The sequence below is a fragment of the Denitromonas iodatirespirans genome, from assembly GCF_018524365.1.
Classification (GTDB): domain Bacteria; phylum Pseudomonadota; class Gammaproteobacteria; order Burkholderiales; family Rhodocyclaceae; genus Nitrogeniibacter; species Nitrogeniibacter iodatirespirans.
In genome coordinates this window covers 73,463-100,461 of record NZ_JAEKFT010000002.1, presented here as the reverse complement: position 1 = coordinate 100,461, position 26,999 = coordinate 73,463, and the positions used below count along the sequence as shown (strand labels likewise).

Sequence of the window (26,999 nt, the reverse complement as noted above, 5' to 3'; positions counted from 1 at the left end):
CACTTTCACACCGGTTCGAGTACTCGACACGTGAAAATCATCCTTCTCGGCGCCGGCCAGGTCGGCGCTTCGGTCGCCGAAAACCTGGTCTCCGAAGCCAACGACATCACCATGGTCGACACCGACGCCGACCACCTGGCCACCCTGCGCGACCGGCTCGATCTGCGAACCGTCTGCGGCAACGCCGCCTCGCCCTCTGTGCTCAAGGAGGCCGGCGCCGAAGACGCCGACCTGCTGATCGCCGTGACCCAGTCCGACCAGACCAATCTGTGCGCCTGCCGCATCGCGCGCACGCTGTTCAACCTGCCCACCCGCATCGCCCGTCTGCGCTCCTCCGACTTCGTCGACCACCCCGAGCTGCTCGACCTGGACAACTTCGCGGTCGACTTCTCGATCTGCCCCGAGCAGATCGTCACCGACTACATCCGCCGCCTGATCGAATTCCCCGAGGCGCTGCAGGTGGTCGATTTCGCCGACGGCGCGCTGAGCCTGATCGCCGTGCGCGCCTTCGAGGGCGGCCCGCTGGTCGGCCACCCGATCAAGGCGCTGCGCTATCACATGCCCAACGTCGAGGTGCGCGTCTCGGCCATCTACCGCCAGGGCGAGCCGATCATCCCCGAGGGCGACACCTTCATCCAGCCCGGCGACGAGGTGTTCTGCCTGGCCGCCTCGGTGCATATCCGCCGCGTGATGCGCGAGCTGACCCGTATCGACCGCCCGATGCGCCGCATCATGATCGCCGGCGGCGGCAACATCGGCCTGCGCCTGGCCCGCTCGATCGAGAAGGACTACGAGGTCAAGATCCTCGAATTCGACAAGCGCCGGGCCGAGACCATCGCCGTCGAACTGCACCGCACCCTGGTGCTGCGCGGCGACTCGACCGACGAGAACCTGCTCGAGAACGAGAACATCGACGAGATGGACATGTTCGTCGCGCTGACCAACGACGAAGAAGACAACATCATGTCCGCCTCGCTGGCCAAGCGCATGGGCGCGCGCCGCACGCTGGCACTGATCAACCGCAAGTCCTATGTCGACCTGGTGCAGGGCGGCCATATCGATATCGCCATCTCGCCGGCACAGACCTCGATCGGCTCACTGCTGGCGCATGTGCGCCGCGGTGACGTGGTGGCGGTGCACAGCCTGCGCCGTGGGGCGGCCGAGGCGCTGGAGATCATCGCCCACGGCGACGAAAAGAACTCCAAGGTGGTCGGCCGCGCGATCGAAGACATCCGCCTGCCGCGCGGCGCCACCATCGGTGCTCTGGTGCGCATGGAAGGGGTCACCGAGGACTCGCCAGGCCGCCCCAACGTGCTGATGGCCCACCACGACACGGTGATCGAGCCCGATGACCACCTGATCGTCTTCTGTACTTCGAAAAAACTGGTGCGGCAGGTCGAGAAGCTGTTCCAGGTGGATTTTTCCTTCTTCTGAGCGCCATGCGCCCTGCCAAGGCATCGACCATGATCGCGACCCGGCCCTCGACCCGCCCGATCGTCACCGTTGCGAGCCTCCGCCGTCCGGTGACCGGCCGCTGACATGCAGCGCTACTTTCCGGTCCTCAACCCGCTCGGGTTGATCATCCTTATCTTCGGCCTGCTGATGGGCATTCCGCTGGCAGTGTCATGGTGGCATGCCGACAACGCCATCACCGCCTACGACGAATCGATCGTCATCACCTTCGCCGCCGGCCTGCTGCTGTGGATCAGCACCCGCAGCCACAAGCGCGACCTGCGCGTGCGCGACGGCTTCCTGCTGGTGGTGCTGACCTGGGTCATGCTGCCGCTCTTCGCCGCGCTGCCGCTGTGGCGCTATCTGCCGGACATGTCCTTCACCGATGCCTATTTCGAGGCCACCTCGGGGCTCACCGCCACGGGCGCCACGGTCATGTCGGGCCTCGACAGCCTGCCCATCTCGATCAACTTCTGGCGCACCTTCCTGCACTGGATCGGCGGCATGGGCGTGATCGTGTTGGCCGTGGCGATTCTGCCGCTGCTGGGCATCGGCGGCCGGCAGATGTTCAAGGCTGAAACACCGACCCCGATGAAGGAGTCCAGCCTCACGCCGCGCATCGCCGAGACGGCCAAGGGGCTGTGGGTGGTGTATCTGCTGCTCACCATCGCCTGCACCACCAGCCTCTACGCTGTCGGCATGGAGTTCTGGGACGCCCTGATGCACGCCTTCTCGATCATGGGCCTGGGCGGTTTTTCGACGAAGGACGCCAGCCTCGGCCATTTCAACAGCGTGCCGATCGAGCTGGTGGCGATGGGCTTCGCCCTGCTCTCTGGCATCAACTTCGCCACCCATTTCATGGCCCTGCGCCAGCGCTCGCCCAAGGCCTATCTCAAGGACCCGGAGCTGCCCTTCTACTTCGGCGTGCTCACCGTCAGCATCCTCGCGCTGAGCCTGTACCTGAGCGCGTTCAATGTGTACGACAGCTTCGTCAATACCCTGCGCTACGTCGCCTTCCACAGCATTTCGCTGGCCACCTCGCTGGGTTTCGCCACCTCCGACTACACCTTCTGGCCGATGTTCGGACAGCTGTGGATCCTCTTCCTCGGCAGCTTCATCGCCTGCTCGGGTTCGACCGGCGGCGGCATCAAGCTGATGCGCGCGATCATCCTCTACAAGCAGGTGTTCCGCGAAGTGGTGCGCGCCATCCATCCCAACGCCATCAAGCCGGTACGCCTGGGCCACACTCAGGTCACGGACAAGATCCTGCATGCCGTACTGGCCTTCAGCTTCATCTACATGGTCACCATCGTCAGCCTGACGCTGCTGCTGTCGGCCACCGGTCTGGAGCTGATCACCGCTTTCTCGGCGGTCATCGCCTGCCTCAACAACACCGGTCCGGGCCTCAACGCGGTCGGCCCCGCCAGCAACTATTCGGTCCTCAACGACTTCCAGACCTGGGTATGCGCCTTCGCCATGCTGCTCGGCCGCCTTGAGCTGTTCACCCTGATCGTCGTGCTCACCCCCACCTTCTGGCGCAAGTGATCGCCGGCCGGTTTTCATGAACACCCGCAGCTACGCCCCGGTCATCGGCGCCTTCGGCCTGATCACCATGATCTTCGGCCTGCTCATGGGCTTCCCGCTGGCGGTCTCCTTCTTCCTGCACGACGGCGCCACCGCTGCCTACGACGAAGCGATTCTCATCACCTTCGGCGCCGGCATGGCGCTGTGGTATGCCGCCCGCAATACCCGCCACGATCTGCGCATCCGCGACGGTTTTCTGCTGGTGTCGGCCACCTGGCTGATCCTGCCGGTGTTCGCCATGCTGCCGCTGATCCTCTATCTGCCCGACATGTCCTTCACCGACGGCTACTTCGAAGCCGCCTCGGGCCTCACCACCACCGGTGCCACGGTGCTCGCCGGTCTCGACCGCCTGCCGGTCTCGATCAACCTGTGGCGCTGCTTCCTGCACTGGATCGGCGGCATGGGGGTGATCGTGCTGGTGGTCGCCATTCTGCCGCTGTTGGGCATCGGCGGCCGGCAGATGTTCAGCGCCGAGGCACCGGGGCCAATGAAGGAATCGAGCCTCACCCCACGCATCACCGAGACCGCCAAGGCCTTGTGGGTCACCTACCTGCTGCTCACCATCGCCTGCGCCATCGCCCTGTGGCTGGCCGGCATGCCCGGCTGGGAGTCGCTGATCCACGCCTTGTCGGTGATGGGCCTGGGCGGCTTCTCGTCCTGGGACAACTCCATCGCCCACTACGACAGCCCGCTCATCGAGGGCGTCATCATCGCCTTCGCCTGCGCCGCCGGGATGAACTTTGCCACCCACTACCGCGCGCTGCACACCCGTACCCTGAGGCCCTACCGCAGCGACACCGAGGTCGGCTTCTTCGCCCTGGTGCTGATCGCCAGCATCGCCATGCTCACCGCCTTCCTGATGGCCCAGCCAGACCCGATGACGCTGCCCACCACGCTGCGCCATGTCGCCTTCCAGGTGGTATCGCTGTCCACCTCGCTCGGGCTGGCCAGCACCGACTACGGCGTGTGGCCGATGTTCAGCCAGCTGTGGCTGCTGTTCCTGTGCAGCTTCGTCTCCTGCTCCGGCTCGACCGGCGGCGGCATCAAGATGGTGCGCGCCATCATTCTCTACAAGCAGGTCTTCCGCGAGATCACCCTGGCCCTGCATCCGGCGGCCGTGCGGCCGGTCAAGTTCGGCCGCGCGGTGGTGCCCAACCCCATCCTGCATGCGGTGCTCGCATTCGGCTTCATCTACATGGTCAGCATCATCATCCTGACCCTGCTGCTCGGCGGCAGCGGGCTGGAGATGGTCACCGCCTTTTCGGCGGTCATCGCCTGCATCAACAACACCGGCCCCGGCCTCAACAGCCTCGGGCCGGCCGGCAACTATGCCGGCCTCACCGACTTCCAGACCTGGGTGTGTTCCTTCGCCATGATCATCGGCCGGCTCGAAGTGTTCACCCTGCTGGTGGTCCTCACCCCGGCCTTCTGGCGCAAGTAATCCACACGAATTTGACGCGATCGGTGTCGGTCGCGTGCCAAAAGCCGGATAATCGCCCCTTGACCGAATCAAGACGAACAAGGACACCTTCGTGAGCCCCTTGCGCAACGACACCTTCCTGCGCGCCCTGCTGCGCCAGCCCACCGACTACACCCCGCTCTGGCTGATGCGCCAGGCCGGCCGCTACCTGCCCGAGTACTGCGAAACGCGCAAGCGCGCCGGCAGCTTCCTGCAGCTGTGCAAGAGCCCGGCCATGGCCTGCGAAGTCACCCTGCAGCCGCTCGAGCGCTATCCGCTCGACGCCGCCATCCTGTTCTCCGACATCCTCACCGTGCCCGACGCCATGGGCCTCGGCCTGTACTTCGCCGAAGGCGAAGGCCCGCGCTTCGAGCGCCCGCTGCGCGACGAAGCGGCGATCCGCGCGCTGCAGGTGCCCGATCCGCACGCCGAGCTGCGCTACGTGGTCGACGCCGTGGCCGAGATCCGCCGTGCCCTCGACGGCCGGGTGCCGCTGATCGGCTTCTCCGGCAGCCCCTGGACGCTCGCCTGCTACATGGTCGAAGGCGGCTCCTCCAGCGACTACCGCCAGATCAAGACCCTGGCCTACAGCCGCCCCGATCTGCTGCACCACATCCTCGACGTCACCACCGAGGCGGTCATCGCCTACCTCAACGCCCAGATCGCCGCCGGCGCCCAGGCCGTGATGGTGTTCGACTCCTGGGGCGGGGTACTGTCGCATGCCGCCTACCGCGAGTTCTCGCTGCAATACATGGAACGCATCGTCGCCGGCCTGACCAAGGAAGCCGACGGCCGCCGCGTGCCCAACATCGTGTTCACCAAGGGCGGCGGGCTGTGGCTCGAATCCATCGCTGCCATCGGCTGCGACGGCGTCGGCCTGGACTGGACCATCGACATCGGCGAGGCGCGCGCGCGCGTCGGCGACAAGGTGGCGCTGCAGGGCAACCTCGATCCGTCGATCCTCTTCGGCACCCCCGACACCATCGCCGCCGAGGCCCGCCGCGTACTCGACGCCTTCGGCCCGCATGCCGGCCATGTGTTCAACCTCGGCCACGGCATCTCGCAGTTCACCCCGCCCGACAACGTCACCGTGCTGGTCGACACCGTGCACCAGCACAGCCGCGCTTTGCGCGCCTCGGCCTGACACCCGCCCCCACCCGATCCGGACGGGGTCGGGTGGGGCGCAGAACGGGCCGGAAAAAACACGGGGCGTCAACAAGAATAATCGTGTTTTCCGGGTTGACTTATGCACAAGAACCAAAACACGCCGGTTTCCGGGCCATGTTCGTAGATGGCATTTGCATTACAACGCAACCCGTTGTTTAAAAAGAATTTTTATCAAAAATACGCGAAATCCTGTGTGCCGGCCGTCCGCCAGAACCGTCGATCCGCCCAGGGTATTCCCGCTTGCCCACAAAGTTATCCACAGAATTTGTGGACAAAACTTGAATGCGGTTTCACGGCAACGAGTTAGTCGAATTTCCGAGAGTTTCTCTTCAATAAGTTGGCTAACTTATTGTTTTTAATAATATAGTTTCAAACGGATGCCGCATCAGATGAGCATCGTTCGCGTTGCGATCCCTGTCCCGATACCGCAACTCTTTGATTACACAAGTGATCATGCCGTCGCGACAGACCTCGGTCGCTGCGTGCGCGTACGCTTCGGTAGCCGTATCGAGACCGGCGTCATCGTCGATCTGCCGGCCAGCAGCGACATCGCCGACAGCCGCCTGCGGCCGGTCGAGCAAATCCTGCGCGACACCCCGGCCATGAGCGCCGACTGGCTGGATCTGACCCGCTTCGTCGCCCGCTACTACCACGCCCCCATCGGCGAAGTGATGGCCCTCGCCCTGCCGCCCGAACTGCGCCGCGCCACCACCGTCGACATCCGCGACGACGACCCGCTGCTGGCCCTCACGCCGGCCGGCCACACCGCCCTGGCCGAAGCCGGCCGCCCCTCGCGCGCACGCCGCCAGCTGGCCGCGCTGGCCGAGGCCGGCCCGACGCGCAAGTCGGTGGCCCGCCAGTGGCCCGACGGCAGCGCCACCGCCGATCTGCTGCGCCGCCGCTGGGTCTATCCCGCCGCACCGAGCAACCCCGCCCTGACGCCGACCCCGCTGCCAACGCTCACCGACGAACAGGCCGTCGTGCTCGAGGCCATCGACAGCGCCGACGCCGGTTTCCTGCCGGTGCTGCTGCAAGGCGTCACCGGCGCCGGCAAGACCGAGGTCTATCTGCGCCTGGCCGAGCGCGCCCTGGCCGCCGGCCGCACGGTGCTGCTGCTGGTGCCCGAGATCGCGCTCACCCCGCAGCTGGAAACCCGCGTCACCGAGCGTTTTCCCCACGCCCGCATCGTCGCGCTGCACTCCGGCGCCGGCGACATGGCGCGCTCGCGCGGCTTTTTGCGCGCCCTCGAAGGCGACGCCGACATCGTGCTCGGCACCCGGCTGGCGGTGTTCACCCCGCTGCCGCGGCTCGGCCTGATCATCGTCGATGAAGAACACGACCCCTCCTACAAACAGCAGGAAGGCGTGCGCTACTCGGCGCGCGATGTCGCCGTGTGGCGCGCCCACCACCAGGGCGTACCGATCGTGCTCGGTACCGCCACACCCTCGCTGGAGAGCTGGCGCCATGCCGCCGAGGGTCGCTACCGCCACCTGCGCCTGACCCGCCGCGCGGTGGCCACCGCGCTGCCCACCGTGCGCCTCATCGACACCCGCCGCGCGCGGCTCGACAACGGCCTGTCCAAGCCCTTGGTCGAGGCCATCGCCCAGCGCCTGGCGCGCCGCGAACAGAGCCTGATCTTCCTCAACCGACGCGGTTTCGCCCCGGTGCTGGCCTGCCCCTCCTGCGACTGGGTCAGCGCCTGCCCGCATTGCGCGGCCAACCGTGTGGTGCATCTGACCGACCGGCGGCTGCGCTGCCATCACTGCGGCTTCGACAGCCCGATTCCCATCGCCTGCCCGGAATGCGGCGAGCAAGACCTGCAGCCGCTCGGCCGTGGCACGCAGAAGCTCGAAACCCATCTGGCCGAGCGCTTTCCCGAGGCCCGGGTGCTGCGGGTCGACCGTGACGTGGCCCGCTCGCGCAGCGACTGGCTGGCGCTACTGGCAAAGATCCATGCTGGCGAAGCCGACATCCTGGTGGGCACGCAGATGATGGCCAAGGGGCACGACTTCGAACGCCTGACCCTGGTCGGCGTGGTCGGTGCCGACGCGGCGCTGTATGCCTCTGATTTTCGCGCCCCCGAGCGCCTGTTCCAGCAGCTGATGCAGGTCGGCGGGCGCGCCGGGCGCAGCCATCTGCCCGGCGAGGTGCTGATCCAGACCGAGTTCGCCGACCATCCGCTGTTCCAGTGCCTCAAGCGCCAGGACGCCGACGGCTACGCCCGCCTGGCCCTCGACGAGCGCCGTCAGGCGGGCTTTCCGCCCTTCACCTTCCAAGCCATGCTGGGGGCCGACGCGCCGCAGCTTGAAGAGGCCATCGCCTTTTTGCAGCGCGCCCGCGACGATGCGCTCAGCGATCTGCCCGCCGCGCTGATGCTCTATGACGCGGTGCCGATGCGCATGCACCGCCTGGCCCGGCGCGAGCGCGCCCAGCTGCTGATCGAATCGACCGAACGCGCCGCGCTGCAACAGTTTCTCGGCCGCTGGATGCCGCGCCTGTATCGCCTGCCGGCCGGCCGCGAGTTGCGCTGGCGCATCGACGTGGACCCGCTCGACGTCTAGTCGGACTCGCCGTCGACCAGCTCGTAGCTGCGCGCGAAGATGTCGGCATCGCAGGGATACATCTCGCCGTCGATGCCGGTGATCAGCCAGTCGCCGGCCTTGCCCTGCATCCGGCCCTCCATGGTCTCGACGACGAAGGCCTCGGGCATGCGCCGCACCTTGAGCGGAATCGGCTTCTTGACCGCCTCCACCGGTGCCGGCAGCTCCGAGGCGCATTGATGGCTGCCATCGGGCAGGCGTTTGATCTCGATCATTCGGACCTCCGTTCGTCCCCATGCCGTTCGAGCCAGTCGGCGCGCTGGCCCAGCTTCTTCGCCCAACCTGCCGACAAACCTTCCGCACGCGACAAGCGCCGCACTTCATCCACCGCCGGCCGATGCGCGGTTTCCACCGCCCACAACCGTGCGATCGAGACCTCGGGATTGGGCCGCTCGATCAGCTGCATCCGGGTTTCCGGGGCGATCAAGCCCTCGGCCAACACCCGGAAATACCAGCCGGTGATGCCCGCGTCGGCAACATGACGCGAGGCGCCGCCGACGCCCAGACGATGGTCGATCTTCCAGCAGGGGCGGCGCGGCTGAGTGATCTGCAGCCGGCACTCGCCCAGCGCAAAGACATCGCCCAGGCACACCATGGCCTCGTCCACGCCGGCCACCGACAGGTTCTCGCCCAGCGTGCCCGGCCCAATCTCGCCGGCCAGCGCCGGAAAGGCCGCAACCAGCCGCGCGTAGTGATCGGCCGGGTACAGATGCACCGCCTTGTCCGGCCCGCCGTGGTAGCGCCGGTCGCCCTGGGCATCGCCGGCCAGCCCCTCGCGGCTCACCCTCACGGGTGCCGCCTGCCGCGTCTTGAACATGCCGGTCATCTGCCCCTCGGGCGGCAGCGGCCGCAAGCCACCGGCAAATAGCGTCACCGGCCCGCCCAGCGCTTCGTTCATTCACTGCCCTCCAAAGGCCACAACCAGGCCGCGCCGCGTACGCCGGAACTGTCACCGTGCATGGGCGGGACGAGCCGGGTGGCGATGGTGTCGGAAAAGACATGCGCCGCCCACCGTCGAGGCACATTCTCATACAAGCGGCTCAGTTTCGACAGGCCGCCACCGAGCACGATCACGTCCGGATCGACGATGTTGATGACGGTGGCCAGCGCGCGGCCCAGCCTTGCCTCGTAGCGCTGCAGTGTGGCCTCGCAGGCCGCGTCGCCGGCCTCGGCGCGTGCTGCGATGGTGGCCGCATCGAGCGCCGCGCCGCCGTGTCGCACATGGTCGGCCGCCATGCCCGGGCCGGATAGCCAGGTTTCGACGCAGCCGACGCGGCCGCAGTAGCAGGGGATGCCAGGGGCCGCATCGGCGAGCGGATTGTGGCCCCATTCGCCGGCAATGGCATTGGCGCCGGCGAGCGGCCGGCCGTCGACCACGACCCCGCCCCCCACGCCGGTGCCGAGGATCACGCCGAAAACCACGCGCGCGCCGCGTGCCGCGCCGTCGGTGGCTTCGGACACGGCAAAGCAGTTGGCATCATTGGCCAGCCGGACCGGCCGCCCCAGCGCCGCCTCGAGATCCGCGTGCAGCGGCTGGCCGTTGAGGCAGGTGGAATTGGCGTTCTTCATGCGGCCATCCACCGCCGACGGCGCCCCCGGCGTGCCGATGCCGACACGGGCACGGCAACCGAGGCCCTGCTCGATACGCTCGACCAGCGCGCCGATGGCCATCACCGTGGCCCGGTAGTCGTTCTGCGGCGTAGCGATACGCTCGCGTGCCAGCACCCGGCCGCTAGCGTCGAGTGCGACCGCTTCGATCTTGGTGCCGCCCAGATCGATGCCGATGCGTACCATCTCAGCCCTGCCACACCCCGAGCGCCACCAGCTGGCGCGTGGCCGCCTCGCTCCAGCCGCGGTTGGCCGCCGGGCTGGCCGGGCTGGGGTGCAAGACCCGGCCGATCTTCACCGGCAGGCCGGCGGCGACGGTGGCGGCGCGCTGCTCGGCCCAGGCGCCGACACCGATCACCCACTCGGGCGCCAGGGCTTCGATCAGGCGGCGCAGATGCGCGTCGCAGGCAGCCAGCAGCGGCGCGGCTTCGGCCACCGGCAGCTTGTCCGGCGTGAGGTTGCGCCCGCCGTCGAAGAAGGCCAGTGGGCAGTAATTGGCGACGAAGTGATCGGCAAAGAAGGCCTCGGCCGTACCGAAGCGTTCCTGGAACAGGCCCCACAGGCGCCGGCCGCTGACTTCCGAGCGGGCGCAGTCAAAACCCTCGACCGGCCGCTTGGGGTTCTCCTGCGCCGGCCGGCCGACTGCACCGGTCAGGCCCATCCAATCGCGCACCACGGCAATCTCGCCGAAGGGCACGCCGGTCTGCACCATGCCGAAGGGGCCGGGGTTCATGCCCACCAGCACCACCTGCTTGCGGCCGCTGCCGAAGCGGCGCAGATAGGCCTCGTGCACCGGCCAGGCGTAGTCGAGCGGGTTGTACACATGCGATACCGGCGCCGAGAAGCGCAAGCCCGCCAGATCCGCCGACAATGTCCGCGCCGCGTCGATCAGCCGTTCAGCCGTCATGCCTTCCTCCTCAGGTTTCGGCCTCGCCGTTTCCATTGTTCAATTCGGTATAGCGCGCGGCCAGCCACACCAGCACCAGCACCGGCACCCCCATCACCGCGGTCAGCGTGAAGAAGCCCTCATAGCCCAGGCGGTCCACCAGCACGCCGGAGAAACCGCCGAGAAATTTCGGCATCAGCAGCATCACCGAACTGAACAGGGCGTACTGGGTCGCCGAATACTGCACATTGGTGAGCGCCGACAGATAGGCGACGAAGGCCGCCGAGGCCAGGCCGCCGGACAGGTTGTCCATCGCCACCACCCCGATCAGCAGCGGCAGGGACGCGCCGCTGGCGGCCAATACCGCGAACAGCAGGTTGGTCGCCGCCGCCAACAGCGCACCGGCAAACAGGATGCGCATCACGCCCAGCCGGTTGACCAGCACACCGCCGACCACGGCCCCCACCAGCGTCATCACCACGCCGAAGACCTTGGTCACGTTCGCCACCTCGGTCTTGGTGAAGCCCATGTCGACATAGAACACGTTGGCGATCACGCCGAGCACGATGTCCGAGACACGGTAGCTGGCGATCAGCGCCAGCACCAGAAAGGCCAGCCAGCGGTAGCGGCCGAAGAAATCGATGAAGGGGCTGAGCACCGCCGACCACAGCCAGTGCGCCAGCGGCCGCAAGGCGCCGGGCAGACGGGCGATGGCGGCCGGCTCGCGGGTGCTGTCGGCGGGCGGGCGGGCGGGCGGGCTCGGTTCGCTGACGAAGAGCGTGGTGAGGATGCCCACCGACATCAGGCCGGCCATCACCAGATAAGCGAACTGCCAGGGGCCGTGCTGATAGCTGGCCTCGTCCGGATCCACCCAGGCCGCCAGCCACAGGACGCCGGCGCCGGCGGTGATCATCGCCAGCCGGTAGCCGATCATGTAGGTGGCCGCCATCGCGGCCTGCAGCCGCGCACCGCCACTCTCGATGCGGAAGGCATCGACGACGATGTCCTGGGTCGCCGAGGCGAAGGCGACCAGCACCGCCAGCCACACCAGCCGCTCCAGCCCGAGCGCCGGGTCGGTGACCGCCATGCCCGCCAGGCCGCCGGCCACTGCCAGCTGCGCGGCCAGCAACCAGCCGCGCCGTCGCCCCAGCCAGCGCGACAGGCCGGGCACCGGCACGCGATCGACGACGGGCGCCCACACCCACTTGAAGCCGTAGGCCAGCGCCACCCAGCTGACGAAGCCGATGGTCGAACGCTCGACGCCGGCCTCACGCAGCCAGAACGACAGGGTGCCGAACACCAGCAGCAAGGGCAGCCCGGAGGAAAAACCGAACAGCAGCAGGATCAGCGGCCGGGGATGAAGATAGATTGCCAGGGACTGGCGCCAGCCCACCGGCGCCTCGACATCCGCCCCGCGCTGCGCCACTGCCTGTTCGGTCATTTCGCCGATTCCGGCGGCTGGGGCTCTTCGCGGATCGCCTCGACCACGTCCTTGCCGGCTTCCTTGACCTTGGCTGCCGCCTTGCGGGTCGCGTCGAGAATGCGCGCCGCCGCTTCTGCCGTGGCGGCGCCGGAATCACGGATCTCGCTCTCGGGTGCATCGTCGGCCGGGTCGATCGGCACCAGCTGCCGCTCTTCGACCGGGGCTTCGGGCGCCTCGCTTGCGGGGGTATCGGGCATCACTTCCTGCGCCTTGCCGGTGGCCGCCTCACCGAGCTTCTTCAGGGCATCGCCGGCCTTTTCGAGGGCTTCGCGCGCGGCCACGCCGGCATCGCGCAGGTTCTCCTCGGGGGTTTCCTTCGGCACATCGACCGACTCCGGCGCCGGATCGGGTTCGCACCCGGCCAACATCCCACTCACCAGCAACACCGACCACAGGGGCACACGGCCCATCACACGCCTCCAGCGAAATGATTTGAGTCACAGGAATCCACACCGGATTGTCCCATAGCTCGCCGTCCGGCGACCGGCAACAGCGCCCGCCCGACACCGATTGCCACGACCGGCGCCCGAAAACGACACGAGGCCCTGTCGGGCCTCGTGTCGCTATGCCAAAAACCGCTTACTTGACGCGGTTCTTGTATTCGTCGGTACGGGTGTCGATCTCGATCTTGTCGCCGATCTCGACGAAGGCCGGCACCATCAGCTCGAAGCCGGTGGCGATCTTGGCCGGCTTGAGCACCTTGCCGGAAGTATCGCCCTTGACGGCCGGCTCGGTGTAGGTCACTTCGCGCACCACCGAGTTGGGCAACTCGACCGAGATTGCCTTGCCGTTGTAGAACACCACTTCGCAGGCCAGGCCGTCTTCGAGGTACTTGAGCGCGTCGGTCATGTTGTCGGCTTCGACTTCGTACTGCTCGTAGTCGGCGTCCATGAACACGTACATCGGGTCGGCGAAGTAGGAGTAGGTCACTTCCTTGCGCTCGAGCTGCACGACTTCGAACTTGTCGTCGGCCTTGTACACCGACTCCGACGGCGCGGCCGTCAGCAGGTTCTTGAGTTTCATCTTGACGACCGCAGCGTTGCGGCCGGACTTGTTGTATTCGGTCTTCTGCACGACGAGCGCGTTGTCGCCCACCATGATCACGTTACCGGAGCGCAGTTCCTGAGCTGTTTTCATCGGATATACCTGAGGGTCTGTCGGACAGCAGCGGCGCTGCTCGTCATTTAAAAACCGGTTATTTTACTTCGTGTTCGCTACTTTTCACCAGCCTCTCCACCAGACCGTCCGTCGCCGAAAGACGGTCGCACCAGCGACGGGCATGGCGCTCCAGCGCCGGCAGGGCGGCGTGGAAGTCGGCCCAGGGCACGGCATGCGTCGCCGCCCCGTTCCAGTCGGCCCACAGCCGCCGCAGCGCACCGGCCGCCTCGCTGTCCAAGCCCTTGCAGTAGCGCGCCAGAAAGGCCTCCAGCTTGACCAGGTGCGCCCCCTCGGCCTGCGGATAGGCCTGCCACACGAAGGGCCGCGCCGCCCACTGGGCGCGCACGAAGGAATCCTCGCCGCGCACGAAGTTAACCTCGCACACCGCCAGCAGACGGTCGTACTCGTCCATCGACAGAAAGGGCAGCGCGCACACCGTCAGCGCACCAGCCCGACGCGACTGCCCCACCGCCAGCGGCGCACCGCCCAGCCAGGCCGAAACGCTGCGCAGGGCGCGGCCCTCGGGCACCCATAGCGCCACCGGCGACGCCCCCTCGGACCAGTCCGCCAGCCGGCGCGGCAGCGCGGGATTGTCATAGGCGAACAGCGATATCCACCGTGCCGCCAGGACATCGTCCGGCATCGGATGGTCGGCCAGCCAGGCCGTTCGCCCGTGCGGCGCTTGTGCCGCGTCGCGGCGCGCCAGCACCTGCGGTTCGCGGATCAGACCGCCGGTGCGCGCCGTGAAGCCGGGGAAGAAAAAAAACTTGGCCAGACCGGTGGCCGGATCGGGCGAGGGCAGGCCGTGGCAGTCTTCGATCCAGTCCTCGGCGCTCAGGTACTCGAGATTGATCCAGCGCGGCGGCGGTGCAGCCGAGCGCATGGCAGCCAGGTAGGCCGGCGGCAGATGACAGCCGAAGGCTTCGATCACCACCTCGGCCACTTGCGGCGCACACTCGGCCTGCGACCAGGGCAACACCGTCACGCCCGATGCCGACCACGGCACGGCCGCTGTCGGCGCCATCGGCAGCAGGCGACGCAGCGCGTCCCAATCGTCCACGAACAAGCGCACCTGCTGCCTGTGATCGACCGCCAGCGAACGGGCCAGACGCCACGACACGCCGATATCCCCAAAGTTATCCACAACTCGGCAGAAAATATCCCACGTCATCGCTCACCTCACCCGCCAGGACGAAAAATGTAAACAACTGCCCGGCTTTCCTTGGGGCGAATTGTGGACAAGCGCCCGAAATCGACCGGGCTCAAAAACCATCGACAATCCGTCCACACCTCAGGGGACGGCTTACCACCAGACTTATCATTGAGACAAACCATTGAAATACAACACGAAAAACAGCCTTTCCACAGAAAACGCCGGAGCGTAAACATTATTGTTATTTATATAAATAAAACAGTTAACACCCCTGTAGACAAACCAGAGTGCCCGCAAAACACGCTTCATCGAGCACCAACCGATCCCTGCGATTTCACGGTCTCCGACGACAGCAGGCACGACACGAGAAGCCCAACAGGCTCCCCAAGAAGCGGAATGATTCACAGCACGGTGCCTGCATCGATGCCGTGTGCCGGCGGATACAGGGGATGACTTGCAGGATGAACAGGGGGGATCGAAGCGACGTGCCCGGGCGGGTCGATCGTCGCTTCAGGAAAGCGGGTCGGGAAGGACAATGCCCCGGTCGGGCTGACCGGGGGCGCGGCAGATCAATCGGCGCTGGGGAAATCGGCCAGGGCGGCCACATGGGTCTCGGTGAGCCAGGCCCAATCGCCCGGTTCGAGCACCGCCGGCAGATTGAGGCCACCGATGCGGTCGCGGTGCAGCGCCTCGACCCGATTCCCCGCCGCGGCGACCATGCGCTTGACCTGGTGGTACTTGCCCTGGGTGATGGTCATCCAGATCGTGTGAGTATCGATCAGCTCGACCGACATCGCCGCGACCAGCTCGCCGGGTTCGTCGACCAGCTCCACCCCGGCACGCAGGGCAGCGAGCATCTCCGGGGTGTGGCCATGCTTGAGCGTGACCCGGTAGCGCTTGGGCGTCTGCTTCTTGCCGGAGCTCCACACATGGATGAACTGACCGTCGTCGGACAGCAGGATCAGTCCGGTGGTGTCATGGTCGAGCCGGCCGATGGTCTGCACGCCGCGCTCGCCCAGCTGCGGCGGCAGCAGGTTGAACACCGAGGGGTGGTGCTTGGGGGCCCGGCTGCACTCGAAGCCTTCGGGCTTGTAGAGCATCAGGTAGGCTTTCTCGTGGTAGGCCCATTCTTCGCCCTCCACGGTGAATACCAGGCCGGCCGGATCGACCTCGGCGGTGGGATTGTCGATGACCGAACCATGGACGGTGACCAGGCCGGCGCTGACCAGCAGCCGGCAGTCCTTGCGACTGCCGAAACCCTGGCTTTGGAGGAGGCGAGCGATTTGCATGGGCACAGTTTACCGAAAGGCCTGGCGCTTTACGCTACACTCCCGCCTCAACCGACTGGAGCTGGTGTCTTGGAGTTCGAACATCTGGTCGAGGTCAATGACCTCGACGATCCTGCCGTGCCGGATCTGACCCGTGACGAAGTGTGGTTCGGCCTGCTGTGCCGGGCCGAAGATCCGCGCCCCTTTCTGCCGGGGCTGGATCGCTGCGAGATCCTCACCCGTAGCGAAACCGCCGTGACGCGTCGGCTCAGCTTCGGCAAGGTGCAGATCCATGACGCGGTGCGCTGGCAGGCGATGGACTGGATCTGTTTCGAATCCGCGGCCACGGCCGATCACCCCGGCGGCCGGCTGACCATCACGATCGAGCAGCCCGAACCCGAAGGGGCGGCGCTGTTCCTGCGCTTCGCCTATCGCACCACCCTGTCGGAAACCGTCGGCGAGGATGCCAAATACGCCGACTATGTGCGCTCCGCCTATCACCAGTCCGACGTGGACACGGTCCGGGTGGTGCGCATGATCGCCGAATCGACCCGTACCGAATAGTTTCAGAAGAGAGTTTTCCCCCATGTGGTTTCGTAACCTGCAGTTGTATCGCCTGCCGGTGCGCTGGGATATGCGCATCGACCAACTCGAAGACCAGCTCGCGCGCCGCCGCTTCATGCCCTGCGGCACGCAGGATCCGGAGTCCCGTGGCTGGCTGCCGCCCGTGGCCGATGGCCCGCTGGTGCATGCCGTCGGCGGCCAGTGGCTGATCGCGCTGGGCATCGAGAACCGCCTGCTGCCCTCCTCGGTGGTCAAGCAGGAGGCCGAGGAGCGCGCCGCGCGCATCGAGCTGGAACAAGGCTTCAAGCCCGGGCGCAAGCAGATGAAGGACCTGCGCGATGAAGTCACCCGCGAGTTCATGCCGCGCGCCTTCACGCGTCGGCGCAAGGTGTATGCCTGGATCGACCCGCAGGACGGCTGGCTGGCGGTCGACGTGGCCAGCGTGAGCCGTGCCGAGGACATCCTCGAAGCGCTGCGCCAGAGCCTCGACAGCTTCCCGCTGACCCTGGTGCGCACCGAGACCTCGCCGGTCGCCGCGATGAGCGACTGGCTGGCCGGTGGCGACGTGCCGGGCAACTTCACCATCGACATGGACTGCGAGCTCAAGTCGGTGACCGAAGAGAAGGCCGCGGTGCGCTATGTGCGCCACAGCCTCGACGGCGACGAGATCAAGACCCATCTGCAGGAAGGCAAGCTGCCTACCAAGCTGGCGCTCACCTGGAACGACCGCGTGTCCTTCCTGCTCACCGACAAGGGCGAGATCAAGCGCCTGCAGTTCCTCGACGTGGTACAGGAAGAGGCCAGCGCCGGCAGCGACGATGCGGCCGAGCTGTTCGATGCGCATTTCGCGCTGATGACCGGCGAGCTGCGCCAGCTGATTCCGGCCGTGGTCGGCATCCTCGGCGGCGAGCTGGCCACCCCGGCCGTCTGATCGCCCCGACCATGCTTCCGGCCGCCGCACGTGCTGCCTTCGGGGCCGCCCTGGCGGCGGTGCTGGTGCTGTCCTTGCTGCCGGTGCCGGCCGGGCTGCAGGTGTTCAGCTGGCAGGACAAGCTCGAGCATGCCACGGCCTTCCTGGCCCTCGGACTGCTCGGGCAATTCGCCTGGGCGCGGCACGGCCGATGGGTGGCGATCGGCCTGCTCGCCTATGGGGCGCTGATCGAAGTCGCTCAGTCCTTCACCGCCTGGCGCACCGGGGACGCGGCCGACTGGCTGGCCGACGCCCTGGGCGTCGGTCTGGCGCTGCTGATCGTTCGGGCGCGACGCGTGCGGCGGTGATTGTTCCCGCCCCGGGCGGCGACTATGCTGTGGCCTTCGATCCTTGCCGAGGAACCCCCCCGCGTGTCTCTGATCGGGCTCATACGGCGAAGCCATGCCGCGTCGCGGGCAAAGCGGCCGCATGCCGCACGCAGTCGCCAACTCGATCGCATCCTGCGGCGCATCATGGCGGCCGGGCTGGTATTGCTGTCGATGGTGCTGATCGGCACCCTGGGGTTTCTCGCCATCGGCGGCGAGGCCACCACCTGGTCCGACGCGCTCTACATGACCCTGATCACGCTATCGACCGTCGGCTACGCCGAGGTGGTGCCGATCGTCGGCGTGTGGGACCGCCTGTTCACCGGTGTGATCTCCCTGGTCGGCTTCGGTGCGGTCACCTTCATGTTCACTACCTTGTCGGTCTTCTTCCTCGAAGGCGACCTTGACGACACCTTGCGGAGACGACGCATGGAGAAGCACATCGGCAAGCTCCGGGGCCACTACCTGATCTGCGGTTTCGGCCGGGTCGGGCGCAACATCGCCGAGGAGCTCGACGCCACGCATCGCCCCTACGTGGCCATCGACACCGACGAGGAGCGCCTCGCCGCCGCGCGTGAGCGCCAGCCTGATCTGCTCTATCTGGCCGGCGATGCCAGCGACGACGACCTGATGCTGGCGGCCAACATCACCGACGCTGCCGGCGTGTTCGCGGTGACCGATGACGACAGCCGCAACATGATGATCGCCCTCACCGCCAAGCAGCTGAACCGCGCCACGCGGGTGGTGGCGCGCTGCATGGAGGTACGCAACAGTCCCAAGCTGCGCAAGGCCGGAGCCGACGTGGTGATCTCACCGGATTTCACCGGCGGGCTGCGCATTGCCGCCGCCATGTTGCGCCCGGGCGTGCTCAGTTTCATGGACGACATGGTGCGCTCGGAGACGGCCCACCGCCTGGAGGAGATTCCGCTGCCGGGCGGCTTCGACGCCCGGACGGTGGCGGCACTGGATCTGCCCGGCCATGACGTAGTCCTGCTCGGCGTGCGCGAAAACCGCCACTTCCATTTCAACCCCGCGCCGGACTTCTCGCTCGCAGCCGGTCACGTGCTGGTGGTGATGTGCGCACCCGACGCGCGCGAGGCGCTGGAGCGCGCCATTCTGGCTTAGGGGGCGCCGAGGCCGGCCATCAGGGTGTCGGCGTTGTGGCGCATCATCCCGACATAGGTGCTGGCCGGGCCGCGCTTGGCCAGTGCGTCGGCATACAGCACGCCGCCGCGCGTGGCGCCGGTGGCCTGCTGGATGCGCTTGATCAGGCGTTCGTCGGCGAAGGACTCGAGAAACACCACCGGCACTTTCAGGGTGCGCAACTGGGCGATCAGTGCGGCCAGGCTGGCGGCCGAGGGCGAGGCCTCGTTCGACAGGCCGGCCGGCGCCACGAAGGTCAGGTCATACGCGTGGGCGAAGTAGCCGAAGGCATCATGCGGCGTGACCACCGTGCGCCGGTTCGGCGGCAGGTGGGTAAAGGCCTGCTTCAGATCGGCGTCGAGGGTTTCGAGTTCGGCCAGATAGGCGCGGCTGCGCTCGGCATAGACCGCGCTGCCGGCCGGGTCGGCCGCCGTCAGGGCATCGGCGATGGCGCGCACGTAGTGGCGCGCATTTGCCACATCCAGCCAGGCGTGCGGATCGACCGCGTGGTCGTCATGGTGGTGGTCGTCGTCATGGGCTTCGTCGGCTTCGTGTGCCGCGTCAGCGGCCAGCGGCACGATGCCGTCCGAGGCCACCAGGCGGCGGCCGGTGTAGCGGGCCGAGGCCAGCATGCGATCGATCCACGGGTCGAAGCCCAGGCCGTTGGCGATCACCAGCGTCGCTTCGCGAATGCGGCGGATGTCGGAGGCGCGCGGATCGAAGCCGTGTGCGTCCTCATCGGGGCCGACCAGGCTGGTGACGAGCACCCGCTCGCCGCCGATCTGACGCGTGAAATCCGCCAATACGCTGAAGGTGGTGAGCACCTTCACGGCCGGTTCGGCGGCCTGGGCGGCCGTGGTCATCAGGCAGCACAGGCCTGCCAACAGAAAGTGACGGATCATACGGTAGCTTCGCCGGTCGAGAAGTGACGGTGAGGGCGGGCGGCCGTGATGGCCAGCACCAGGAGATAGAGGGTACCGAGCGACATTACCACCGCCGGCCCGGCCGGCACGTCGAGGTGATAGCTCAGCAGCAGGCCGCCGATGCTGCCCGCCAGCGCAAAGCTCACCGACAGCGCCAGCATGGTGTCGAGCCGGTCGGAGATCAGCCGGGCGCCGGCCGCCGGCAGCACCATGATGCCGACCGCCATCAGCGTGCCCAGCGCATGGAAGCCGGCCACCAGGTTGAGCACTGCCAGCAGCAGGAAGCCCATGTGCGCCAGACTGCCGGGGCCGCCCGCCTGGCGCAGGAAGGCCGGATCGGCGCATTCGATGACCAGCGGCCGGTACAGCACGGCCAGGCCGAACAGCGACACCGTGGCGATGCCGCCGATCAGCAGCAAGGTGTCCGGGTCGAGCGACAACACCGAGCCGAACAGCACATGCAGCAGGTCGACATTGCGGCTGCGTAGCGACACCAGCAGCACGCCGATGGCCAGCGAGATCAGGTAGAAGGCGGCCAGGCTGGCATCCTCGCGCAGCGCCGAGCGGCGTGCCACGGCGCCGGCGGCCAGTGCCACCGTCACACCGGCGGCAATGCCGCCCAGCGTCATGGCACCCAGCGACATGCCGGCCACCAGATAGCCGATGGCCGCGCCGGGGAGGATGGCATGCGAAATCGCATCGCCCATCAGGCTCATCCGCCGCAGCAGCATGAACACGCCGATCGGCGCCGCGCCCAGCGACAGCGCCACGCAGGCGGCCAGCGCACCGCGCATGAACTCGAACTCGAAGGGTTGGATCAGCCAGTTCATGCGCGCAGGGCGTTCCGCAGGAAATCGTGACGCGCAATGCTGCCGTCGGCCGGGGTCGGGCGCACGGTCAGCAGTTCGGCGGTGGGGGTGAGCTGGGCATGGCCGTCGTCGACCGTCAGGCACAGCTCGAAGCGTTGGCGTACCAGCTCTAGGTCGTGCAGCACCACCAAGGTGGTGCGGCGCTGGGCATGCCAGCCGTCGATCAGCTGCATCAGCGCATCGCGGGTGGGGCGGTCGACGCCGGCGAAGGGCTCGTCGAGCAGCAGCATGGCCGCGTCCTGCAAGATCAGGCGGGCAAAGCGGGCGCGTTGCAGCTGGCCGCCGGAGAGGGTGGCGATCGGTCGGCGCGATACCGCGGTGAGACCAGTGCGCGCCAGCGCCGAGTCGATCGACTGGCGCACCGCCGGGCTCAGGCGGCGGAACACGCCCATGCGCTGCCAGGCACCCATGGCGACGAATTCGTACACGCTGATCGGAAAGCGCCGATCCACCGTCGCCGTCTGCGGCAGATAACCCATGCGCGCGCAGGTCTCGCAACGGCGCATCTCGCCCGCCAGCAACGGCAGTTCGCCGGCAATGGTGCGCAACAGGGTCGACTTGCCGGCGCCGTTGGCACCGATCACCGCCACGCGCGCGCCGGCCGGAACGGCCAGCGAGACATCAGCGACCGTGATGTGGCCGCCGTAACCGGCGCTGACGTCGGTGAGGGTCAGGGCCGAGGCGCTCACAGCAGCGCCCAGCCCATGGCCGCCCACAGCACGGCGGCGGCCGCGGCTGCAATCGCCAGGCGGGCGCCGACACCGAAGGTCAGCAGGGAATGAAAGGGGCGGGAGTGCTCAGGCATGGATGCAACTGTTTCCATCAAAACGGGGTTTATAGTGCAACATTGTTGCGTTTAAAGCAAGCCATGTCGGCGGATTGAAATCCGCCCTACGCGCCTTTGCCGCAGGTCGGACAGGCGCCGTGCAACACCAACTCGGCGCGGTCGAGCTGGTAGCCGCCGGGCAGGTTCACCGCCACCGCCGGCTGCAGGCCTTCCAGGCACACCACCTTGCCGCAGCGGTCGCAATGGAAGTGTGCATGCTCATGCGGCCCACTGGCCGCCACGCCGAAGCGGCGTGCCCGGTCGTCGCCGGCCATCTTGTGTGCCACGCCGGACTCGACCAGCCAGTCGAGCGTGCGATAGAGCGTCACGCGGTCGTGCTTGATCCCCTTGTCGTCGAGCGCGGCGCCGATCTCGTCATGGGTCAGCGACTGCTCGGCCGCCAGCAGCACCTCGAGCACGGCCACCCGGGTGCGGGTGATGCGCCCGCCCTGGGCGGCGATCAATGATTCGGCGGGGGTGGCAGGATGGGTTTGGGGCATGACGGTGCAAGTCGGTTGCAGATGATTGTGCAACATAGTAGCATTTTCGCCATTCTTTGCCACCCCAAAACCTTCCGGATTCAGGAGATTTTCCGTGATGAAACAAGGATATATCGCTGCACTGTGGCTGGCCATGTGGCTGCCGGCCGCGGCGCCGGCGCAAGGCGGCGCCCATGTCCACGGCGCCGCGCATCTGAGTTTGGTGCAGGAGGGCGGCGCGGTCACGGTGGCGCTCGACAGCCCGCTCGAAGCCATCGTCGGTTTCGAACATGCCCCGAAAACCGCGGAGCAGAAAGCTGCGCTCACCGAGGCCGCCGCAGCCCTGAAAGGCCCCGACGCCTTGGTGCAGTTGCCGGCCGCGGCTGCTTGCCGTCTGACCGACTCGGACATCGATCTGCCGTTCATGGCAGCCGACGTAGACCATGGCCATGCGCATGCCGGCCACGACGATCACGACGGCCATGCCGACGTGACGGCCAGCTACACCTTTGCCTGCGCCCAGCCGGACAAGCTGGACCGCGTGACGGTCAAGGCCTTCGCCCGCTTCCCGCGCCTGCACCATATCGACGCCGAAGCGGCGACCGCCGCCGGGCAGGGCAAGGCGGTGCTCGACGCGGCGCACCCGGTGTGGTCCTTGCCGGCCAAACGATGACATCGTCGGCCGTTACCCTGTCGGCGCTGCGTTTCGCTTGGCCGGGTGCGGCGCAGCCTTGTCTCGAGGTGCCGGATTTCCGTCTGGCGGCCGGCGAACGCCTGTTCCTGCACGGGCCGAGCGGCAGCGGCAAGACCACACTGCTGTCGCTGATCGCCGGCGTGCTGAGCCCGTCCGCGGGCCGGGTGCAGGTGCTCGACACCGACCTGGGCACGCTCTCCGGCCGGCGCCGGGACCGCTTCCGCGCCGAGCATATCGGCATCGTCTTCCAGCAGTTCAACCTGATTCCCTACCTGTCGGCGGCCGACAACATCGCGCTGCCCTGTCGCTTTTCGCCGGCGCGGGCGCAACGGGCCGGCGATGTGGCGGCGGCGGTGCGGCGCCTGGCCGGGCATCTGGATCTCTCAAGCGAGTTGCTGGCGCGGCCGGCGGCCGAACTCAGCGTCGGCCAGCAGCAGCGCGTGGCCGCCGCCCGGGCGCTGATCGGCGCACCGGCGCTGGTGATCGCCGACGAACCCACCTCCTCGCTCGATGCCGCCCGCCAGGACGCCTTCCTGGCCTTGCTGCTGGCCGAATGCACCTCGGTCGGCGCCAGCCTGCTGTTCGTCAGTCATGACCTGCGCCTGGCCGGGCGCTTCGACCGCTGTGCCGAGTTGGCCGAGCTAAATCGTGCCGCCGAGGTGACGGCATGAGGCTGCCGCTGTGGCACCTGACCCTCGCCAGCATCCGCAACCGCGGCCTGGCCACCGTGCTGACGGTGATCGCCATCGCGCTGAGCGTGGCGCTGCTGCTCGGCGTCGAGCGCCTGCGCAATGATGCGCGCGCCAGCTTTGCTAACAGCGTGTCGGGCACCGACCTGATCGTCGGCGCGCGCGGCGGGCCGGTCTCGCTGCTGCTGTATTCGGTCTTCCACATTGGCGATGCGACCCAGGACGTGAGCGCCGCGCGCATCGAGGCGCTGCGCACGCACAAGGACGTGGCCTGGCTGGTGCCGCTGTCGCTGGGCGACTCGCACCGCGGCTACCGCGTGGTGGGCACCACCGCCGATTTCTTCGCCCATGTGCAGACCGGCGATCGGCAGCCGCTGCGCTTTACCGCCGGCCGGGCCTTCGACGGCGTGTTCGAGGCGGTGATCGGCGCCGAGGTGGCCGACGCGCTGGGCTACGCGCCGGGTGCGAAGATCGTGCTCAGCCATGGCGCTGGCGACTTCGCCGCCGCCGAGCATGCCGACAAGCCCTTCACCGTGACCGGCGTGCTGGCGCGCACCGGCACGCCGATCGACCGCTCGGTGCTGGTCAGCCTGGCCGCGATCGAGGCAATCCATCTCGACTGGCAGGGTGGCAGCCGCATTCCGGGTGTCGAGATTCCGCCGCAGTTCGTGCAGAAGTTCGACCTCAGCCCCAAGCGTGTCACCGCCGCGCTGATCGGCCTGGAGCGGCGCTCGGCGGTGTTCCGCCTGCAGCGCGAGATCAATACCTCGCCCGGCGAGCCGCTGATGGCGATCCTGCCCGGCGTCACACTGGACGAGCTGTGGCGCATCGTCGGTGGCGTCGAACGCGCGCTGCTGGCGGTATCGGCCTTCGTCGTGGCGGTGGGGCTGGCCGGGCTGGTGGCGACGGTGGTCAGCAGCCTGTCGGCACGGCGGCGCGAGCTGGCCATCCTGCGCGCGCTGGGCGCCGGGCCGGGTGACGTGTTCATGCTGCTGCTGCTCGAGAGCGTGTTGCTGGCGCTGGCCGGCAGCGGCCTCGGCGTGCTCGTGCTGTGGGCGCTCAGCGCCGGCCTGTCGCCCTGGCTGATGGCGCAGCATGGCGTGCAACTTGTGCCGCGCCTCATCACGCCAAATGAACTGATGTGGCTGGCCGCGGTGCTCGGTGCCGCCGTGCTGGCCAGCCTGGTGCCCGCGCTGCGGGCGTATCGCTATTCCCTGGCGGACGGCATGACCGTGCGCCTGTGAGACCGTCATGAAGAAACGCCTGTTGCTGATTCCCGCTCTTGCCGCGTTGTTGGCCGTGCCCGCGCTGCAGGGCATCCGACCGGTCGAGGCCCAGGGCACGGCCAAGTCCGGCTACGAGGTTGGCGACCGCCTGGCCAAGCCGGCGGCCCCCCAGGCCGGCGGCTTTCGCACCATCACCTTCGATGACCTGATGCCGCTCGACTGGGACCCCAACGCGGTGTTCAAGCAGCTCGACATGGCGAGCCTGAAGGACAACGATCCGCGCGCCATGGAGATCATGGCCAAGATCAAGCAGGCCTGGGAGCAGGCGCCGGTGGTGCCGGCGCTGAACGGCCAGAAGATCCGCATGGCCGGCTTCCTGGTGCGCCTCGAAGGCGACGACAAGCACATCCGCGAGTTCCTGCTGGTGCCTTACTTCGGCGCCTGTATCCATGTGCCGCCGCCGCCGTCCAACCAGGTGGTGCATGTGATCCCCGACAAACCGGTGCCGGTCGGCCCCGACATGGGCGCGGTGTGGGTCAGCGGCACGCTCAGTCTGGCCGCGTCCAAGACCGACCTGGGCGACGCCGGCTACCGCCTCGCGGCGGTCAAGGTCGAGCCCTATACCGGCGACTGAACGCTCGCCGATGCGCCGCATCCGCCGCCTTTCGCCGGCCTTCGCCGCCCTGCTGGCGTTGTGCCTGTGCCTGGCCCTGTTCGAGGGCCGGGTGCACCCGCTCAGCCATCTCGCGGTCCATGCCGCGTCCACCGGCATCGGCGACGCCGTCGAGGACGGACCGCAGCATGCCGAAGATCTGCTTTGTCTCGACTGTGTCGCCGCCGCTGCGACGGCCGATGTGTTGTCCACCCCGGCCGCCGGCCTGCCCGTGGCGGCCGGCGGCGGCACCCTGGCCGGCCGCCTGTGGCGCAATGCTGCGCGCCGCACGCGCGAACGCCAGCGCAACCGCTCCCCGCCCCGTTTCTGACCTCCCCCTCGCCGATGGCACCCCACTGCCCGGCGCGCACGAGCGCGTCGGGTGATTCGCCGTGCGCCCGCAAACCGGCACACGGTATCCCGATTGGAGTCAGATCCCGATGGTTTTCAAACGCCTACCGAGCGCCCCCGTGGCGCTCGCACTTGCCCTTGCCGCCTCGCCCGCCTTCTCGGCCAGCGACGCTGAACTCGACGAACTGCGCGCCCAGGTGCGCGCCCTGCGCGACAGCTACGAAGCACGCCTGGCCGAGCTCGAAAGCCGGCTCGCGCGCCAGACGGCCCCGGCCCCAGCCGCGGCAGCGGCTGCGGCGCCTGTCGCTGACGGCCCGCGCGGCTTCAACCCCGAGGTCTCGCTGACCCTGCAAGGCCAGTATCGCCGCATGAAGGACATCGACGAGCGCCACATCAGCGGCTTCGTCGGCCCCGCCGAGCATGACGATCACGACCACGACCACGGCGGCGAGCGCGGCTTCTCGCTCGACCACACCGAACTGGTGCTGGCCGCCAACATCGACAGCCACTACCGTGGTCTGGTGAACTTCGGCATCGCCGACGGCGAGGTCGAGGTGGAGGAAGCCTGGTTCCAGACCACCGGCCTCGGCCACGGCCTGACGCTGCGCGGCGGCCGCTTCCTGTCCAGCATCGGCTACCTCAACGCCCAGCATGCCCATGCCTGGGACTTCGCCGACGCGCCGCTGATGTACACCGCGCTGTTCGGCGAGCATGGCAACTACGGCAACGACGGCCTGCAGCTCAAGTGGGTGCTGCCCACCGACCTGTTCGCCGAAGTCGGCGTCGAGATCGGCCGCGGCGCCAAGTTTCCCGGCACCGACCGCGATGTGAACGGCATCGGCAGCAGTGCCATCTTCGCCCACCTGGGCGGCGACGTCGGCACCAGCCACAGCTGGCGCGCCGGGCTCTCTTACCTGAATGCGCGCGCCGCCGACCGGCATGCGCACTTCGAGGATGTCGGCGACGAGGAGGTGACGGGCGAATTCACCGGCCGCAGCCGGCTGTGGATCGCAGACGCGGTGTGGAAATGGGCACCCGACGGCAATTCCGGCGTACGCGCGCTGACCCTGCAGGCCGAATTCTTCCAGCGCCGCGAAGACGGCGACCTGAGCTGCGAGGGCGAGGCCGGCAGCGCCTGCGCGGTGGCGGTCGACAGCGACTACCGCACCCGCCAGCGCGGCTGGTATGCCCAGGCGGTGTACAAATTCCATCCGCAATGGCGTGTCGGCCTGCGTCACGACCGGCTCGATCCGGGTACCCGCGACTATGGCGACAACAACGCCAACATCGCGCGCGAGGACCACACGCCCAAGCGCAACAGCGTGATGGTGGACTGGAGCCCGAGCGAGTTCTCCCGCCTGCGCCTGCAGCTGGCCCGCGACCAGTCGATGGCCGGCGAGACCGACAACCAGCTGTGGCTGCAATACGTGATGAGTCTGGGTGCGCATGGCGCACACAGCTTCTGAGGG

The 26,999-nt window shown here is 67.8% G+C and carries 28 protein-coding genes; 15 read left to right on the top strand and 13 right to left on the bottom strand.

Annotated features, from left to right (window positions below; all coding sequences use genetic code 11):
* Positions 1-30: 30 nt before the first annotated feature.
* The 5 genes from trkA (at position 31) to I8J34_RS02085 (ending at position 8,223) form a co-directional block, all read left to right on the top strand.
* Positions 31-1,434, top strand: coding sequence for a Trk system potassium transporter TrkA (trkA, locus tag I8J34_RS02105; RefSeq protein ID WP_214359718.1), 1,404 nt, complete (start codon positions 31-33; stop codon positions 1,432-1,434).
* A gap of 105 nt (positions 1,435-1,539) precedes the next feature.
* The gene (locus I8J34_RS02100) at positions 1,540-2,997 is read left to right on the top strand and encodes a TrkH family potassium uptake protein (RefSeq protein ID WP_214359717.1); all 1,458 of its coding nucleotides are present in this window, start codon (positions 1,540-1,542) and stop codon (positions 2,995-2,997) included.
* A 16-nt stretch (positions 2,998-3,013) separates the two neighbouring features.
* Complete coding sequence (locus I8J34_RS02095; RefSeq protein ID WP_214359716.1) at positions 3,014-4,477, top strand: TrkH family potassium uptake protein; 1,464 nt, start codon at positions 3,014-3,016, stop codon at positions 4,475-4,477.
* 91 nt (positions 4,478-4,568) lie between these two features.
* Positions 4,569-5,639, top strand: a complete 1,071-nt coding sequence (gene hemE, locus I8J34_RS02090; protein ID WP_214359715.1) for a uroporphyrinogen decarboxylase — start codon at positions 4,569-4,571, stop codon at positions 5,637-5,639.
* A 412-nt stretch (positions 5,640-6,051) separates the two neighbouring features.
* Positions 6,052-8,223: a primosomal protein N' gene (locus I8J34_RS02085; protein WP_214359714.1), complete on the top strand. Its 2,172-nt coding sequence runs from the start codon at positions 6,052-6,054 to the stop codon at positions 8,221-8,223.
* On the opposite strand, the gene I8J34_RS02080 is transcribed toward I8J34_RS02085, so the two are convergent.
* From I8J34_RS02080 to I8J34_RS02040, 9 genes are all read right to left on the bottom strand, one after another.
* On the bottom strand, positions 8,220-8,477 hold the full coding sequence (locus I8J34_RS02080) for a PGDYG domain-containing protein (RefSeq protein ID WP_214359713.1): 258 nt from the start codon (positions 8,475-8,477) through the stop codon (positions 8,220-8,222). The two genes, I8J34_RS02085 and I8J34_RS02080, sit on opposite strands and share 4 nt — an antisense overlap.
* Positions 8,474-9,160, bottom strand: a complete 687-nt coding sequence (locus tag I8J34_RS02075; protein WP_214359712.1) for an MOSC domain-containing protein — start codon at positions 9,158-9,160, stop codon at positions 8,474-8,476. Before I8J34_RS02075 ends, I8J34_RS02080 begins: the two co-directional genes overlap by 4 nt.
* Positions 9,157-10,056 (bottom strand): ROK family protein, encoded by a 900-nt coding sequence (locus tag I8J34_RS02070; protein ID WP_214359711.1) that lies wholly within the window; start codon positions 10,054-10,056, stop codon positions 9,157-9,159. The genes I8J34_RS02075 and I8J34_RS02070 overlap by 4 nt, the downstream gene beginning before the upstream one ends.
* Position 10,057: 1 nt before the next feature.
* Complete coding sequence (locus I8J34_RS02065) at positions 10,058-10,777, bottom strand: uracil-DNA glycosylase family protein (RefSeq protein ID WP_214359710.1); 720 nt, start codon at positions 10,775-10,777, stop codon at positions 10,058-10,060.
* Positions 10,778-10,787: 10 nt separating this feature from the next.
* Complete coding sequence (locus tag I8J34_RS02060; protein ID WP_214359709.1) at positions 10,788-12,197, bottom strand: AmpG family muropeptide MFS transporter; 1,410 nt, start codon at positions 12,195-12,197, stop codon at positions 10,788-10,790.
* Positions 12,194-12,649: a hypothetical protein gene (locus I8J34_RS02055; protein WP_214359708.1), complete on the bottom strand. Its 456-nt coding sequence runs from the start codon at positions 12,647-12,649 to the stop codon at positions 12,194-12,196. Before I8J34_RS02055 ends, I8J34_RS02060 begins: the two co-directional genes overlap by 4 nt.
* Positions 12,650-12,818: 169 nt before the next feature.
* A complete protein-coding gene (efp, locus tag I8J34_RS02050) occupies positions 12,819-13,376 on the bottom strand; it encodes an elongation factor P (RefSeq protein ID WP_214359707.1) in 558 nt (185 codons plus the stop codon).
* A gap of 58 nt (positions 13,377-13,434) precedes the next feature.
* Complete coding sequence (gene earP / locus I8J34_RS02045) at positions 13,435-14,568, bottom strand: elongation factor P maturation arginine rhamnosyltransferase EarP (protein ID WP_214359706.1); 1,134 nt, start codon at positions 14,566-14,568, stop codon at positions 13,435-13,437.
* Between the two features lie 551 nt (positions 14,569-15,119).
* Entirely contained in the window at positions 15,120-15,839 is a 720-nt protein-coding gene (locus I8J34_RS02040) for a pseudouridine synthase (RefSeq protein ID WP_214359705.1), read from the bottom strand.
* Positions 15,840-15,908: 69 nt separating this feature from the next.
* Between I8J34_RS02040 and I8J34_RS02035 the strand changes: the two genes are divergently transcribed.
* The 4 genes from I8J34_RS02035 to I8J34_RS02020 all read left to right on the top strand — a co-directional run bounded on the left by I8J34_RS02035 (position 15,909) and on the right by I8J34_RS02020 (position 18,803).
* Complete coding sequence (locus I8J34_RS02035; protein ID WP_214359704.1) at positions 15,909-16,382, top strand: SRPBCC family protein; 474 nt, start codon at positions 15,909-15,911, stop codon at positions 16,380-16,382.
* 22 nt (positions 16,383-16,404) lie between these two features.
* The gene (locus I8J34_RS02030; RefSeq protein ID WP_214359703.1) at positions 16,405-17,313 is read left to right on the top strand and encodes a recombination-associated protein RdgC; all 909 of its coding nucleotides are present in this window, start codon (positions 16,405-16,407) and stop codon (positions 17,311-17,313) included.
* 11 nt (positions 17,314-17,324) lie between these two features.
* Positions 17,325-17,660, top strand: a complete 336-nt coding sequence (locus I8J34_RS02025) for a VanZ family protein (protein WP_214359702.1) — start codon at positions 17,325-17,327, stop codon at positions 17,658-17,660.
* Positions 17,661-17,723: 63 nt separating this feature from the next.
* Positions 17,724-18,803 (top strand): potassium channel family protein, encoded by a 1,080-nt coding sequence (locus tag I8J34_RS02020; protein WP_230411669.1) that lies wholly within the window; start codon positions 17,724-17,726, stop codon positions 18,801-18,803.
* Here the strand turns inward: I8J34_RS02020 and I8J34_RS02015 are convergent.
* The 4 genes from I8J34_RS02015 to I8J34_RS02000 form a co-directional block, all read right to left on the bottom strand.
* Positions 18,800-19,723, bottom strand: coding sequence for a metal ABC transporter solute-binding protein, Zn/Mn family (locus I8J34_RS02015; RefSeq protein ID WP_214359700.1), 924 nt, complete (start codon positions 19,721-19,723; stop codon positions 18,800-18,802). The genes I8J34_RS02020 and I8J34_RS02015 overlap by 4 nt on opposite strands.
* Positions 19,720-20,574, bottom strand: a complete 855-nt coding sequence (locus I8J34_RS02010) for a metal ABC transporter permease (protein ID WP_214359699.1) — start codon at positions 20,572-20,574, stop codon at positions 19,720-19,722. The genes I8J34_RS02015 and I8J34_RS02010 overlap by 4 nt, the downstream gene beginning before the upstream one ends.
* Positions 20,571-21,302 carry a metal ABC transporter ATP-binding protein gene (locus I8J34_RS02005; protein ID WP_214359698.1) on the bottom strand — a complete coding sequence of 244 codons (732 nt, stop codon included), beginning with the start codon at positions 21,300-21,302 and terminating at the stop codon, positions 20,571-20,573. Before I8J34_RS02005 ends, I8J34_RS02010 begins: the two co-directional genes overlap by 4 nt.
* Positions 21,303-21,504: 202 nt before the next feature.
* On the bottom strand, positions 21,505-21,939 hold the full coding sequence (locus I8J34_RS02000) for a Fur family transcriptional regulator (RefSeq protein ID WP_214359697.1): 435 nt from the start codon (positions 21,937-21,939) through the stop codon (positions 21,505-21,507).
* A gap of 97 nt (positions 21,940-22,036) precedes the next feature.
* Between I8J34_RS02000 and I8J34_RS01995 the strand changes: the two genes are divergently transcribed.
* From I8J34_RS01995 to I8J34_RS01970, 6 genes are all read left to right on the top strand, one after another.
* On the top strand, positions 22,037-22,591 hold the full coding sequence (locus I8J34_RS01995) for a DUF2796 domain-containing protein (RefSeq protein WP_214359696.1): 555 nt from the start codon (positions 22,037-22,039) through the stop codon (positions 22,589-22,591).
* Positions 22,588-23,283, top strand: a complete 696-nt coding sequence (locus tag I8J34_RS01990) for an ABC transporter ATP-binding protein (protein ID WP_214359695.1) — start codon at positions 22,588-22,590, stop codon at positions 23,281-23,283. Before I8J34_RS01995 ends, I8J34_RS01990 begins: the two co-directional genes overlap by 4 nt.
* The gene (locus I8J34_RS01985; protein ID WP_214359694.1) at positions 23,280-24,545 is read left to right on the top strand and encodes an ABC transporter permease; all 1,266 of its coding nucleotides are present in this window, start codon (positions 23,280-23,282) and stop codon (positions 24,543-24,545) included. Before I8J34_RS01990 ends, I8J34_RS01985 begins: the two co-directional genes overlap by 4 nt.
* A 7-nt stretch (positions 24,546-24,552) precedes the next feature.
* Positions 24,553-25,161, top strand: coding sequence for a DUF3299 domain-containing protein (locus I8J34_RS01980; RefSeq protein ID WP_214359693.1), 609 nt, complete (start codon positions 24,553-24,555; stop codon positions 25,159-25,161).
* A gap of 10 nt (positions 25,162-25,171) precedes the next feature.
* Complete coding sequence (locus I8J34_RS01975; RefSeq protein ID WP_214359692.1) at positions 25,172-25,510, top strand: hypothetical protein; 339 nt, start codon at positions 25,172-25,174, stop codon at positions 25,508-25,510.
* A gap of 139 nt (positions 25,511-25,649) precedes the next feature.
* Positions 25,650-26,996 (top strand): TonB-dependent receptor, encoded by a 1,347-nt coding sequence (locus I8J34_RS01970; protein ID WP_230411668.1) that lies wholly within the window; start codon positions 25,650-25,652, stop codon positions 26,994-26,996.
* The last annotated feature ends 3 nt before the right edge of the window (positions 26,997-26,999 follow it).